The 14,096-nt window shown below is 69.7% G+C and carries 12 protein-coding genes; 7 read left to right on the forward strand and 5 right to left on the reverse strand.

The features are described 5' to 3' along the window. The first annotated feature begins 115 nt into the window (after positions 1-115). A complete protein-coding gene (locus tag G401_RS49250) occupies positions 116-1,114 on the forward strand; it encodes an LCP family protein (protein ID WP_034593529.1) in 999 nt (332 codons plus the stop codon). On the opposite strand, the gene gsmA is transcribed toward G401_RS49250, so the two are convergent. Next, on the reverse strand, positions 1,111-2,241 hold the full coding sequence (gene gsmA, locus G401_RS53480) for a sporangiospore maturation cell wall hydrolase GsmA (RefSeq protein WP_051367317.1): 1,131 nt from the start codon (positions 2,239-2,241) through the stop codon (positions 1,111-1,113). The two genes, G401_RS49250 and gsmA, sit on opposite strands and share 4 nt — an antisense overlap. Before the next feature lie 181 nt (positions 2,242-2,422). Between gsmA and typA the strand changes: the two genes are divergently transcribed. Beyond that, on the forward strand, positions 2,423-4,288 hold the full coding sequence (gene typA / locus G401_RS0129245) for a translational GTPase TypA (protein WP_027345272.1): 1,866 nt from the start codon (positions 2,423-2,425) through the stop codon (positions 4,286-4,288). 103 nt (positions 4,289-4,391) lie between these two features. Here typA and G401_RS53485 read toward each other — a convergent pair whose 3' ends face one another. Together G401_RS53485 and G401_RS0129255 are read right to left on the reverse strand one after the other, a co-directional pair. Further along, positions 4,392-5,111 carry a hypothetical protein gene (locus G401_RS53485; protein ID WP_051367318.1) on the reverse strand — a complete coding sequence of 240 codons (720 nt, stop codon included), beginning with the start codon at positions 5,109-5,111 and terminating at the stop codon, positions 4,392-4,394. A 50-nt stretch (positions 5,112-5,161) separates the two neighbouring features. Beyond that, a complete protein-coding gene (locus G401_RS0129255) occupies positions 5,162-6,016 on the reverse strand; it encodes a transglycosylase SLT domain-containing protein (RefSeq protein WP_157546522.1) in 855 nt (284 codons plus the stop codon). Positions 6,017-6,159: 143 nt separating this feature from the next. Between G401_RS0129255 and G401_RS0129260 the strand changes: the two genes are divergently transcribed. From G401_RS0129260 to G401_RS0129270, 3 genes are read left to right on the forward strand one after another with little or no spacing between them, the layout of a single operon-like run. Further along, positions 6,160-6,999 carry a serine hydrolase gene (locus G401_RS0129260; protein ID WP_034593530.1) on the forward strand — a complete coding sequence of 280 codons (840 nt, stop codon included), beginning with the start codon at positions 6,160-6,162 and terminating at the stop codon, positions 6,997-6,999. A gap of 10 nt (positions 7,000-7,009) precedes the next feature. After that, positions 7,010-8,077 carry a mandelate racemase/muconate lactonizing enzyme family protein gene (locus tag G401_RS0129265; protein WP_027345275.1) on the forward strand — a complete coding sequence of 356 codons (1,068 nt, stop codon included), beginning with the start codon at positions 7,010-7,012 and terminating at the stop codon, positions 8,075-8,077. After that, the gene (locus tag G401_RS0129270) at positions 8,074-9,063 is read left to right on the forward strand and encodes a C40 family peptidase (RefSeq protein WP_027345276.1); all 990 of its coding nucleotides are present in this window, start codon (positions 8,074-8,076) and stop codon (positions 9,061-9,063) included. The genes G401_RS0129265 and G401_RS0129270 overlap by 4 nt, the downstream gene beginning before the upstream one ends. Positions 9,064-9,240: 177 nt before the next feature. On the opposite strand, the gene G401_RS0129275 is transcribed toward G401_RS0129270, so the two are convergent. After that, positions 9,241-10,233, reverse strand: coding sequence for a TerC family protein (locus G401_RS0129275; protein ID WP_027345277.1), 993 nt, complete (start codon positions 10,231-10,233; stop codon positions 9,241-9,243). Between the two features lie 221 nt (positions 10,234-10,454). Between G401_RS0129275 and G401_RS0129280 the strand changes: the two genes are divergently transcribed. Then, complete coding sequence (locus G401_RS0129280; RefSeq protein WP_027345278.1) at positions 10,455-10,742, forward strand: antibiotic biosynthesis monooxygenase family protein; 288 nt, start codon at positions 10,455-10,457, stop codon at positions 10,740-10,742. A 17-nt stretch (positions 10,743-10,759) separates the two neighbouring features. Then, the gene (locus tag G401_RS0129285) at positions 10,760-11,572 is read left to right on the forward strand and encodes an alpha/beta hydrolase (protein WP_084557736.1); all 813 of its coding nucleotides are present in this window, start codon (positions 10,760-10,762) and stop codon (positions 11,570-11,572) included. 54 nt (positions 11,573-11,626) lie between these two features. On the opposite strand, the gene uvrB is transcribed toward G401_RS0129285, so the two are convergent. Further along, positions 11,627-13,741, reverse strand: a complete 2,115-nt coding sequence (uvrB, locus tag G401_RS0129290; protein ID WP_027345280.1) for an excinuclease ABC subunit UvrB — start codon at positions 13,739-13,741, stop codon at positions 11,627-11,629. Positions 13,742-14,096: the final 355 nt, after the last annotated feature.

Raw genomic sequence — 14,096 nt, forward strand, 5'->3', positions numbered from 1 at the left:
AGTTACCGCTTAAGAGGTACTTGTTGGGACGAAGTACGATTCGCACTCGTGCCGTAAATCGTTCTCCCAGCCGACATTCATGGCTGACCTGGGAATACACGGCTAGCGTGAAGCCATGGGAACGATCTACGAGGCTCCTGCGCGGCGCCGGCGAGGCCGGCGGATCGCTCTCATCGCCGGGCTGGTGCTCGTCGTCCTGCTGGCGGGGGCCGCGGTGGGCGGGTGGGCGTACTACCACTCCGTCGACAGCAAGCTCCACCGGATCAGCGTCGCCTCGCTGACCGATCCGCAGAACAGCCCGCAGAACATCGCCGCCGGTACGCAGAACATCCTGCTGCTCGGCTCCGACTCCCGCAATCCCGACACGACGGACGGCTCGCGCACGGACACGATCATGGTGGCCCACATCTCGGCCGACCACCGCAGCGTCCAGCTGATCTCGATTCCCCGGGACACCTACGTGGACATTCCCGACCACGGCAAGGACAAAATCAACTCCGCGTTCGCCGAGGGCGGGGCCGACCTGATGGTGCGTACGGTGCAGTCCTTCACCGGGCTGCGGATCGACCACGTGGCGCTGATCGACTTCTCCGGCTTCAAGGAGATCGTGGACGCGCTCGGCGGCATCGACATCCACGTCGACCAGACGTTCACCTCGATCCACACGCAGCACGAGTTCGTCAAGAACGCCGACGGGCAGACGACCCACATGGACGGCGCGACCGCCCTCGACTACGCCCGCCAGCGCTACCAGTTCACCGACGGCGACTTCACCCGCATCGCGCACCAGCACCAGGTGATCAAGGCCGTCATGGACAAGGCGGTCAGCACCGGCACGGTCACCGACCTGGCCAAGCTGCACTCGTTCCTCAGCGCCACGGCCAGCGCCGTCACCGTGGACGACACCCTGTCACCGCTCGACACGGCCTGGGCGATGCGCTCGATCACCAGCGCCGACGTCACGTTCGTGACGAACCCCTCCGCCGGTACGCCGACCATCGACGGCGAGAGCGTGGTCCTCTCGGACGAGACGAAGTCGCCGGAGCTCTGGCAAGCCGTCGCGAACGACACGGTCCCGCAGTGGGTCGCCGACAACCCGACGTACGTCCGCTAGGAGTCGTACTTGTACAGCTGGAACTGCCGCATGATGCCGATCAGCGCGGCGGCGTAGGTCGGCGAGGTCGCGTACCCGGCCCGCTGGAGTTCCCGGGCGAACCGTTCGGGCGCCTTCCGGTACTTCATCGCGGTCGCGTACCGGTCGTAGAGGGCCAGCAGCCGGCCGTGGTCCACGAACGAATCGGTCGCGTTCCGGTACGCCCGGAACACGTCCCGCGTGTTCCAGCAATGCCCGCGGCCGGCGCATTCGCGCGTCGCGTACGCCGAGCAGCCGACGGCCACCCTGCCGGGGTCGCCGAAGCATTTCATGCCGAAGTAGCCGTGGTCCTTGACCGTCAGCGGGCTGCTCCCCCACCCCGACTCCAGGATGGCCTGCGCGATCGTCACCGACGCCGGTACGCCGAACCGCTGCCGGCTCACCCGGGCCGGGCCGGCGACCCGGGCGATGAAGGCGGCTCGCGTGGCGGGCGGGTTCTCGGCGGGCGCCTGGCCGCACCAGGGCAGCCAGGGACGCGTACCCCCGGTCCAGCGGACGTAGGCCTGGGTGATGTAGCGGCCGGCGCCGAGCCGGTACCAGACGGGATCGCCGGCGATGTTCTCGGCCCACACGCGGCACGTGACCGTGACGCCCGCGCCGGGGGCGAGGTGGCCGACCACGGCGGCGCGCAGGCCGGGCCCGGAGCGGACGTTGACGGGCGTGCCGGACACGATGCCCGCGGACACGATGCCGGCGGCGACCGTGCCCGCGAGGTCCGCGCAGTCCGGCGCCGTACGCCCGCGCGGCCACGCCACGAAGGCGTCGGAGACGAACCCGCCGCCGGCGAGCCGGTCCCAGGCGGCGGTCGTCCGCAGGCTGCCGACGATGTTCTGGCCGGTCATCCGGCAGGCGACGGCGAGCGCGGACCGGTTCGCCACCCGCCGGACGACCGGGTGCGACAGCCCCGGCCCGGTACGCACGTTCAGCCCGATCGAGGACCGGACCACGGGCCCGGCGGCGGCCGCTACGGCGTTCCCGGGAACCGCTTCGGCGCTTCCGGGAGCCGTGAACGGGCTCAGCAGCAGCGCGAGGACCGGCAGGACGAGGGCGCGGCGCGGTTCCCGGAAGGCCCGCCGGTGGTTCCGCATGACGGCCTCCTCGTGACATCCGGTTCGAAAGCCGGTAAAGCGAGCACTCATCGCATACCCAGCGTAACCGGATGAATACGACACGGCGTCGGAATTCGCGGAGAACCCCCGGACGTGAGGTTCGCCGCTCAGGGCTACCCCGATGCCGGTTTGGGGCCGGTGACACGCGACAATGGTCACTATGCTGACCCGCCCCGATCTCCGGAACGTCGCGATCGTCGCCCACGTCGATCATGGCAAGACAACGCTCGTCGACGCCATGCTCAAGCAGGGCGGTGCGATCCACACGCGCGGCGAGATGGCCGACCGCGTGATGGATTCCATGGATCTGGAGCGCGAAAAGGGCATCACGATCCTCGCCAAGAACACCGCAGTGCACTACCAGAACGCCGCCGGCGAGTCGATCACGATCAACATCATCGACACCCCGGGCCACGCCGACTTCGGCGGTGAGGTCGAGCGCGGTCTGACCATGGTCGACGGTGTCGTGCTCCTCGTGGACGCCTCCGAGGGCCCGCTCCCGCAGACCCGCTTCGTGCTCCGCAAGGCGCTCAAGGCGAAGCTGCCGATCATCCTCGTCATCAACAAGGTGGACCGCCCGGACGCGCGGATCAAGGAGGTCGTGGACGACACCTACGAGCTCTTCCTCGACCTCGACGCGGACGAGTCGCAGATCGACTTCCCGATCGTCTACGCCTGCGCCCGCGACGGCATCGCCTCGCTGAGCCAGCCCGAGGACGGCAAGGTCCCGACCGACTCGGACACCCTGCAGCCGCTCTTCCAGACGCTGCTCGACACGATCCCGGCGCCGGCGTACACCGAGAACGCCCCGCTGCAGGCGCACGTCACCAACCTGGACGCCTCACCGTTCCTCGGCCGGCTCGCGCTGTGCCGCGTCCGCGAGGGCGTCATCCGCAAGGGCCAGTCGGTGATGTGGTGCAAGACCGACGGCACCACGGAGCGCGTACGCATCTCCGAACTGCTCATGACCGACGGCCTGGAGCGCAAGCCGGCCGAGCAGGCGGGCCCGGGCGACATCATCGCGGTCGCCGGCATCCCGGAGATCATGATCGGTGAGACCCTGGCCGACGCCGAGAACCCGATCGCGCTGCCGCTGATCACGGTCGACGAGCCGGCCATCTCGATGACCATCGGCACCAACTCCTCGCCGCTGGTCGGCCGGGCCAAGGGGAGCAAGGTCACCGCCCGCATGGTCAAGGACCGCCTGGAGAAGGAGCTGGTCGGCAACGTCTCGCTGCGGGTCCTGCCGACCGAGCGCCCCGACACCTGGGAGGTGCAGGGCCGCGGCGAGCTGGCCCTGGCCATCCTCGTCGAGCAGATGCGCCGCGAGTCCTACGAGCTGACGGTGGGCAAGCCGCAGGTCGTCACCAAGGAGATCGACGGCCGGGTCCACGAGCCGGTCGAGCGCCTCACCATCGACGCTCCCGACGAGTACCTCGGCGCGATCACGCAGCTGCTGGCCACCCGCAAGGGCCGCATGGAGCAGATGGTCAACCACGGCACCGGCTGGATCCGGATGGAGTGGCTGGTCCCGGCCCGCGGCCTGATCGGCTTCCGGACCGAGTTCCTCACCGACACCCGCGGCACCGGCATCCTGCACCACGTCTTCGAGAAGTACGAGCCCTGGTTCGGCGAGCTGCGTACGCGCAACAACGGCTCGCTCGTGGCCGACCGGTCCGGCCCGGTGACCGCCTTCGCGATGACCAACCTGCAGGAGCGCGGCACGCTGTTCGTCGACCCCGGCACCGAGGTCTACGAGGGCATGATCGTCGGTGAGAACTCGCGCTCGGACGACATGGACGTGAACATCACCAAGGAGAAGAAGCTCACCAACATGCGCGCGTCCACGTCGGACGAGACCGAGAAGCTGATCCCGCCGCGCAAGCTGTCGCTGGAGCAGGCCCTCGAGTTCTGCCGCGAGGACGAGTGCGTCGAGGTGACGCCGGTGGCCGTACGCATCCGCAAGGTGGTGCTGGACCAGACGCAGCGGGCCCGCGAGACGGCCCGCCGCAAGCACGCCAGCTGATCTGCCCGGAGCAGACGCAGAAGGGCGGGTGCCGGTCGGCACCCGCCCTTTCGCTTGTCCAGCCCGGCTACTGCGCTTTCTGGATCTACTGCGCCTTCTGGATCTACTGAGCGTTCTGGATGCAGAGAACGCCGTACTTCCGGGACGGCAGCGGCGTTCCGTGACACGACGCCCCGTCCGTGACGGCGACGACCTCGGCGTCATGCGGGCCGGCGCAGTCCACTTCGGTCAACCGGCCGCCGCCGCGGTTCACGCACTTGCCCGCCAGGCCGTTGATGACGTCCTCGACCGACGGGATCCCCGAACCGGTGATGACCGGCGTACTCGTGATCACCGGACTCTGCTCGTACGGCGAGTACGGGTCGTTGGCGTCGGTCGACGCCGCCAGGACGATCAACCCGATGACCAGGACGGGCAGGAGGACGCCCAGGATCGCCGGACGCTGGTACAGCGGCTTGCCCGGATCGGCCGGCGCGCGACCGCCCGGCATCGGCTGCGCCGCGGGCAGGTTCGCCACCGTCGAGCGCCGGAACAGGTTGATCAGGATGGTGACCGGGGCGATCACCATCGACGCGTACCCCCACCAGCCGGCGAGCAGCGTGTGGGCCGTGGTGGAGCGGAAGGCGTACAGGCCGCAGTCGCGGCAGAACGGTCCGGTGACCGACGCGAACCGCATCACCAGGATCATCCCGGTGTGCTTGCGGAACGTGGTCTGCGCGGCGGGCCCGTTGCCGCAGAACCGGCAGACGAGCCCGGGCACGGGCGGCGCCACCGGGTACGCGCCCGGACGCTGGGAGAGGTTCGGCGGGAACAGGTCGGTCATGAGGGGGCCTACCGGGGAGCGAGGGGAAAGATCAGCGGGATGCTACCGCCTCAGATCCCGAAGCACGTGCAGTTGACCATCAGCGCCCGCACGCTGCTCACGTACGACGGGTTGGGAATCTTGATCCCGGCGTCGGTGTCGACCGCCCCGTACCCGTAGTTGTAGCTGGCGATCACCGCGTTGAGCAGGCATGGAGTCTTGTAGTTCGGCACCGCCGGGTCACCGCTGACGCAGTCGTCCGCGCTGAGCGAGTAGTCGCTGTCGAAGTACACGTCCCCGAAGTACTTCACCAGCCACTGCAGGTACGCCGCCCCGATCATCGTGTTGCCGGACAGCGTCTTCACGTCGTAGTCGGTGCCGAACTTCTGGTTCATCCAGGTGGCCGTGTTCGGCATGACCTGCATCGTGCCGATCCCGCCGTCGCAGGCCATGATGGTCGACTGCCAGCCGCTCTCCTGCCACGCGATCGCCTTGAGCAGCTGCGGGGTGAGGTCGACGGCGGTGCCGGGCCAGAACGACTTCGCGGCCGCGGTGTCGAGGGCGGCGCGTACGTCCGTCTTGGCGGCGTCGGTCCCGGCGTGGTACGGGCACTTCACGCCGCTCGGCAGCGGTGACGCCTTCGGCTTGGGCGGCGGCTGCGTGACCGTGACCGGCTTGCGGCTCGGCGTCGGCTTCGGACTCGGCTTGCGCGAGGCGCTCGGCTTCACCGACGGCGACTTCGCCGTCGACGCCGAGGGCAGGACGGCGGCCTCGATCGACGGAGGCACCGCCGAGGCGGACGGCGACGGGCCCACCACCGCCACCGGATCAGGCTTACCGGAGAAGCCGAAGGCGGCCAGGCCGACCAGGCTCGCCCCGGCGACCAGCGCAGCGATCGAGATGACCAATCCGTTCCTGCTGTTCACGTACGCCTCCCCGTGCCGCCGGAACGGGGGAAATACCGGCGGACCCGGTTGAACCTACCCGCGTACCCCAAGTGCGCCAAAAGGGTTCGGATACTCATTCGCGCAGGGGGAAATAGCTCAGCGGTTCGGGTAGCGTCCGGGGCATGACGCGCGCGCTCGACGCCCTCCGCCCCGACCTCGAAGCCCTGACCAGCACCGGCGGAACCGTGTCCATATGGGCCGGTCCGATCGACGGCCCCCCGGCGTACGCGTGGAACGAGGATGCCGGGCACTACGCGGCGAGCACGATGAAGGTCGCCGTCATGGCGGCCGCCTTCCGGGCCGCCGAGCGCGACGAGCTCGACCTCGGTGCCCAGGTCGACATCGTCAACCGGTTCACGTCGGCCCACCCGGGCGCCCCCGCGTACGCCATCGACGCCGACGACGACAACGACGAGGCGGTGACCAGCCGGATCGGCGGGCGGGCCGACCTGGGCTGGCTGATCGAGCGCATGATCGTGCGCTCCAGCAATCTGGCCACGAACCTGGTGATCGAGCAGCTGGGCGGGACGGCCGGGGTCAACGAGGTGTGGCGGGCGGTCGGCGCGAAGCGGTCGGTGACCGGCCGCGGCATCGAGGACGCGGCGGCGCGCGAGGCCGGGGTGACCAACACGGTGACCGCCGCGGACCTGGCCGCGCTGTTCTCGGCGCTCGCCCGGCACGACATCGCGACCACGGAGAGCTGCGACGCGATGCTGCGCATCCTGCTCGCCCAGGAGTACCGCGACGACCTGCCGGCCGGCCTGCCCGAGGGCACGCCGGTGGCCGCAAAGAACGGCTGGGTGACGGGTGTACGACACGGCGCCGCGGTGGTGCTCCCCGACGACGAGCCGCCCTTCACCCTCGTGATCTGCACCTCCACCGATCTCGGCGAGGCCGAAGGGGCCGCTCTCGTGGCAAGGATCGCCGAGGCGGCCTGGCGCGACCGAAAAGCCTTCACATAGGCTGGCCCCCGTGCCGATCTCTGAAGTGCGCACGCACCGCCTCGTCGCCCCCCTGCACACCCCGTTCGTCACGGCGCTCCGGCGTACGACGCACACGGAAAGCCTGATCGTCGAGCTCGTCGACGAGGACGGGCGGCACGGCTACGGCGAGGCGCCCGGGGTCTGGCAGGTCACCGGCGACAACATCGCCGGCGCCCAGGCCTGCGTCGAGGCCGTTCTGCGCCCGCTGCTCACCGGCGCCGACCCCGACGACACCGTCGCGCTCACCCGCCGCGTCGAACGCGCGGTCCGCGACAACCAGGCCGCCAAGATGGCCGTCGACATCGCGCTGCACGACCTCGCCGCGCGCCGCCGGAACATCTCCCTGGTACGCCTGCTCGGCGGCACCGGTTCGCGCGTACGCACCGACGTGACGATCGCGGCCGGCGAGGTGGAGGCGTTGCGGTCGGCCGCGAAGGAGCGGGTCGCCGAGGGCTTCACGACCCTGAAACTCAAGGTGGGCACCGACGCGGCCGGGGACCTGGCCCGCATCGCCGCCGTCCGGGACGCCGCCGGACCCGACGTCACCATCCGGCTCGACGCCAACCAGGGCTGGTCCGCCCGCGAAGCGGTACGCATCATCCACGGCCTGGAGAACGCCGCCCTCGGCGTCGAGTTCGTCGAACAGCCGGTACCGCACTGGGACATCGAGGGCCTGGCCTGGGTCAGCGACCGCGTCGAGACGCCGATCATGGCCGACGAGTCCCTGTTCTCCGTACGCGACCTCGTCGAGATCATCCGGCGCCGCGCGGCCGACCTGGTCAACGTCAAGCTGGCCAAGTGCGGCGGCCTGACGAACGCGCGTACGCTGCTGGAACTCGCCCGCGCCCACGACCTCGGGACGGTCGTCGGCTCCATGATGGAGTCCCCGATCGGCATCGGGGCGGCGGCCGCGCTGGTGGCCGCGTACCCGACGACCGCCGTGCCGGACCTCGACGCCGCCTGGTGGCTGGAGTCCTCGCCCGTCACCGGCGGCCTGAGATACGAGGGCGCCGAGATCGTCCTGCCGGAGGGGCCGGGTCTGGGGGTCGAGCTGTGAACGCGTCCGTCCGAGTGGCCACCGCCACCCTCTTCCGGCAGCCCACCGGCGACCGGCCGGCCGACGAACCGGCGCTCGCCGCCGTCACCGACGTCCGCCGCTGGGTCGCCGGCCTCGACGACAAGGAACGGATGCGTCCCGCCGTCGTCACGCAGGCGCTGCTCGGCGAGCACGTCGTCGTCGAGGAGGAGCGCGACGGCTGGTCCCGGGTCGTGGTGACCGGGCAGCCCGCGACCGACCTGGACACCCGCGGCTATCCCGGCTGGCTCCCGACCCACCAGCTCGCCCCGTCGCCGGCGGTCTCCTCGTCGGCTGCATCGTCGTCGGCTGCATCGTCGTCGGCTGCATCGTCGTCGGCTGCATCGTCGCCGGAAGGCCCGGACTTCGTCGTGGCGGTGACCGCGACCACGCTGCGCGACGCCCCCGACGGCGACCTCGTGCTCCCCTCCGTCGTCCTCGGTACGCATCTCCGCCCCGCGACCGGCCACCCGATGGCCGCCCGGCGCCGGAGCAACGCCGCGGACGGCTGGTCGGCGGTGTGCGTACCCGGTTTCGACGAACCCCTCTGGGCGCGCACTCTCGACCTGTCCCGCACCCCGTCCGGCCCGGTACGCCCCCGCGACGTCCTCAAGACGGCCACGATGATGCGCGAAGTCGCGTACGTGTGGGGTGGGCTGTCGCCGTTCGGCATCGACTGCTCCGGCCTCGTGCACCTCTCCTTCCGCCGGCACGGCGTGACGCTGCCGCGCGACGCGTACAACCAGGCGGCCGCGACCCAGCCGCTGGAGTTCGGCGAGGAGAAGCCCGGCGACCTCTACTTCTTCGCCCGGCCCGGGGAACGCGTACACCACGTCGGCTTCGTGGCCGCCGCCCCGCGCGGCGACCGCCGGGTGATGCTGCACGCCTGCTCGGCCAAGGGCGAGGTGGTCATCGAGGAGCTGACCGGCGACCGCGCCGCCACCCTGGTCTCCACCCACCGCCCCTGACCCACCTCTCCGCAGGTCGGTGCGGTGAAAACGGTGACCAGACCGCGGCGAAGGATGCTTCGCCCCACTGTGCTGGCAGTGGAGGCCCCGCCCGGGTTTGGCGGGGCCGGAGCGGTCTCCCGCGGGAGGAGCGGAAGTGAGATCGACGGACCCGGGACAAAAGATCCTAAAGGATCCCTACGCTTTGGATGTCTGTAACGAGCGGTCCCGGCTGGACTTCACCAGGCTGGCGATCGTCGCCACCAGCAGCGTCCCGATGATCACCGCGAGCGACAGCCAGATCGGGATGTGCGGGGCCCAGCCCACCGGTTCGCCGCCGTTGATGAACGGGAGGCTGTTCGTGGCGAGCGCCTCCAGGAAGAGCTTGACGCCGATGAACGCGAGGACCGCGGCGAGCCCGACGGACAGGTAGACGAGCCGGTTGAGCAGGCCGCCGAGGAGGAAGTACAGCTGGCGCAGGCCCATCAGCGCGAAGACGTTCGCGGTGAAGACCAGGTACGGCTCCTTGGTGAGGCCGAAGATCGCGGGGATCGAGTCGAGCGCGAAGATCAGGTCGGTGGTGCCGATCGCGATCATGACGATGAGCATCGGGGTGAACAGCCGCCTGCCGTTGACCCGCGTGGTCAGCTTGGCGCCGTCGGACTCCTTGCTCATCGGCAGGATCCGGCGGGCCCACCGGATCATCAGGTTCTCCTTGTAGTCACTCTCGTCGTTCTCGCCGTGCTTGAGCAGCGTGATCGCGGTGTAGACCAGGAAAAGCCCGAAGAAGTAGAAGACCCAGGAGAACCGGCTCACGACCGCGGCGCCGGCGGCGATGAACGCGCCGCGCATCACCAGCGCTATCACGATGCCGATGAGCAGAACCTTCTGCTGGTACGCGCGGGGCACCGCGAACCGGGCCATGATGATCACGAAGACGAAGAGATTGTCGACGGAGAGGCTGTACTCGGTCAGCCAGCCCGCGAAGAACTCGCCTGCGTACTGGCTGCCTTCGTGCAGGTAGATCCAGACGCCGAAGAGGGCGGCGAGTCCGACGTAGAAGGCGACCCAGAGCGACGATTCGCGCATCGAGGGTTCATGGGGGCGGCGCCCCACGATCATGAGGTCCACCACGAGCAGCGCTACCAGCGCGACGAGAGTGACGACCCATTCCAGCGTGGTGACGTTCATAGAGAATCCTCCGGTTGGCAGCATTTTGCCCCAGAGGTCTCTCCCGCCGCGAGAGCCCTACGCTCAGGGTTCACACGACCGATGACACCGGGCTCCTCTGTGCGAGCCGTGCTGACGAGGCCATCGCGGGGGGATACTCCCCTCTCTGTAGCACCATTGTCGCTCATGAGACGCCCCAGGGCGAAACCGGGCCGGAAGATCGGCGTGGCAGGATCTTCTCCATGGTTCTGGAGATCGCCCAGTTCGAGATCATCCCTGGTCAGGAGGACGCGTTCGCGGCCGCGTACGCGCAGGCCCGGCACCTGCTGGAGGCCACCGACGGCTTCCTGTCGGTACGCATGACCCGCGGCGTGGAGTCGCCGTCCCGTTTCGTCCTGCTGGTCGAGTGGGCGACGGTGGCCGCGCACGAGGAGAATTTCCGCGGGTCGGAGCGCTTCGGCCAGTGGCGGGCATTGATCGGTCCGCACTTCGCCGCGCCGCCGGCGGTCGAGCACTTCGCCGACCTCTGAGCCGGACGGCACATCCCGTGAGGTTGATCACTTCGGACGGGGTCGCGATCGACGCGCACCATGATCCCGGCCCCGCCCCGCTCTCCCCACCCAGCGCCGGTCGCCTCACGTCCGGCGAATCCGTCGAACCCGCGAGGACTGAATCCGTCGAACCCGCGAGGACCGCGTTCGTCGTGGCCCACGGATTCACGGGCACCTGGCGGAAGCCGGCGACCCGGCGGGCGGCGGCCGTGTTCGCGCGCTACGGCGGCGTCGTGACCTTCGACTTCCGCGGCCACGGCCGGTCGGCGGGCGGGTCGACCGTCGGCGCCCTGGAGATCCACGACCTGGAGGCGGCCGTCGGCTGGGCCCGCGAACTGGGCTACGACAAGATCGTCACGGTCGGCTTCTCGATGGGCGCCTCCGTGGTGGTACGCCACGCCGCCCTCGTACGCGGAGTCGCCGCTGCCGTCGCCGTCAGCGGTCCGGCGCGCTGGTACTACCGCGGAACGCCGCCCATGCGCCGGGTGCATCTCGTCATCGAGAACCCGGTCGGCCGGATGGTGTCCCGGGTCTTCCTGCGTACGCGGATCGCCGGGGGCGGCGCCTGGGACCCGGTCCCCGAGGCGCCGTTCGAGGTGTCCGGACGGATCGCGCCGGCCCCTCTGCTCGTGGTGCACGGGGACGCCGACGCCTACTTCCCGGTGGAGCACGCGCACCAGCTCTATGACGCGGCCGAGCCGCCCAAGGAACTGTGGATCGAGGCGGGCTTCGGGCACGCCGAGAACGCCGCTCCGCCGGAGCTGCTCGACCGCGTCGCGCAATGGGCGGTCAAGCAGCTCACGGCATAGCCGGGCCTCTCAGGCTGCGGTGTGTTGGGCTGCGGTGTGTTGGGCGGCGGCGTCTCAGGCGGCCGCGTCCATCACCCGCAGCTCCTTCTTCAGCTCCTGCATCTCGTCCCGGATCCGGGCCGCCAGCTCGAACTGGAGTTCGCCGGCCGCCGCGAGCATCTGCTCGTTCAGGTCGCCGATGAGCCGGGTCAGCTCCTCGCGCGCCATGCCCTGCGTCTTGGCCTCGATGTGCCCGCTGGACTTGCGGCTCGAACCGGTCGGGGTCGGCGTCTTGCCGCGCGACATGCCACGGCCGCTGCCGCCGACCGGGGTCGAACCGAGCACGGCGTCGGTCTCCTCCGCCTCGCGGTAGATGTCGTCGAGGATGTCGTGGATGCGCTTGCGCAGCGGCTGCGGGTCGATGCCGTGTGCCTCGTTGTGCGCGATCTGCTTCGCCCGCCGCCGGTCGGTCTCCTCGATGGCCTTGGCCATCGACGGTGTGATCTTGTCGGCGTACATGTGGACCTCGCCGGAGACGTTACGCGCGGCGCGGCCGATGGTCTGCACGAGCGACGTCCCCGAACGCAGGAAGCCTTCCTTGTCCGCGTCGAGGATCGCCACGAGCGAGACCTCCGGCAGGTCGAGCCCTTCCCGCAGCAGGTTGATGCCGACGAGCACGTCGAAGTCGCCCTTGCGCAGCTCCTTGAGCAGCTCGACCCGGCGCAGGGTGTCCACTTCGGAGTGCAGGTAGCGCACGCGGATGCCGTGCTCGAGGAGGTAGTCGGTGAGGTCCTCGGCCATCTTCTTCGTCAGCGTCGTGACCAGCACCCGCTCGTCCCGCTCGGTACGCAGCCCGATCTCGTGCATGAGATCGTCGATCTGGCCCTTGGTCGGCTTGATGACGACCTGGGGGTCGACCAGGCCGGTCGGCCGGATGACCTGCTCGACGAACTCGCCGCCGGACTGGCGCAGCTCCCACGGGCCGGGGGTGGCCGACAGGAACACCTGCTGACCGACCCGCTCCAGGAACTCGTCGAAGCGCAGCGGCCGGTTGTCCATCGCGGACGGCAGCCGGAAACCGTGCTCCACCAGTACGCGCTTGCGCGAGGCGTCGCCCTCGTACATGCCGCCGATCTGGGGGACGGTGTTGTGCGACTCGTCGACGACGGTCAGGAAGTCGTCCGGGAAGTAGTCGAGGAGGCAGTGCGGCGGGCTGCCGGCCTCGCGGTAGTCGATGTGCCGCGAGTAGTTCTCGATGCCGGAGCAGAACCCGACCTGGCGCATCATCTCGATGTCGTAGGTGGTCCGCATCCGCAGCCGCTGCGCCTCCAGCAGCTTGCCCTGCCGGTCGAGCTCGGCGAGCCGGTCCTCCAGCTCCTTCTCGATGCCGGCCAGCGCGCGTTCCATCCGCTCCGGGCCGGCGGTGTAGTGCGTGGCCGGGAAGACCAGCAGCTGGTCGACCTCCTTCACGACGTCGCCGGTCAGCGGGTGCAGGTAGGACAGCTTCTCGACCTCGTCGCCGAACAGTTCGACGCGGACCGCCAGCTCCTCGTAGGCCGGAATGATCTCCAGCGTGTCCCCGCGGACGCGGAACGTCCCCCGGTTGAACGCCAGGTCGTTGCGGCTGTACTGGATGTCGACCAGCTGGCGCAGCAGCTTGTCCCGGTCGACCTCGTCGCCGACCTTGACCTTGACCGCCCGCTCCAGGTATTCCTGCGGCGTTCCGAGGCCGTAGATCGCGCTGACGGTCGCCACGACGACGACGTCCCGGCGGGTCAGCAGGGACATGGTCGCCGAGTGGCGCAGCCGCTCGACCTCCTCGTTGATCGAGGAGTCCTTCTCGATGTAGGTGTCCGTCTGCGGGATGTACGCCTCGGGCTGGTAGTAGTCGTAGTAGCTCACGAAGTACTCGACCGCGTTGTTCGGCAGCAGCTCGCGGAACTCCTTGGCGAGCTGGGCGCACAGCGTCTTGTTGGGGGCGAGCACCAGCGTCGGGCGCTGCAGGCGCTCGATCAGCCAGGCCGTGGTGGCGCTCTTGCCCGTGCCGGTGGCACCCATGAGGACGACGTGCTTCTCGCCGGCCCGCACCCGGCGCTCCAGCTCCGCGATCGCGGTCGGCTGGTCGCCGGAGGGGACGTAATCGCTGATGACGCGGAACTCGCCGTCCAGCCGCGGAATCTCCAGAGCCATGAGCCCAACCTAGCCCGTGGGTATGACAACCTCCGCCGACAACGCCCTGTAGGGCCGGATCCGGGCCGAATATTGCGATTGTGTGACGCGATCCATCCGGGTACCGTCAATCCCGTAGGCCGCTCGCGGCGGCCGACCGAGGCTGTGACCGGACCTCCACACCGGCCGGTCCCCTCGGTGCGGGGTCGCTGCTCCCGCCACGACGACCGTCGCTGACCCAAACCGGCGATGGGCGTCGCGCCCTGGTGAGCGCACCCACGTGGTCGCGCGCTCACGCGCGCAGACCCGCCGCCGCGGGCGTCCTTATGCGTTTTGTTCCACTTTCGACCCGTGTGTCGGGCAATGTTCCGACCCG

The organism is Hamadaea tsunoensis DSM 44101, assembly GCF_000428945.1.
GTDB classification, from domain to species: Bacteria; Actinomycetota; Actinomycetes; order Mycobacteriales; family Micromonosporaceae; genus Hamadaea; species Hamadaea tsunoensis.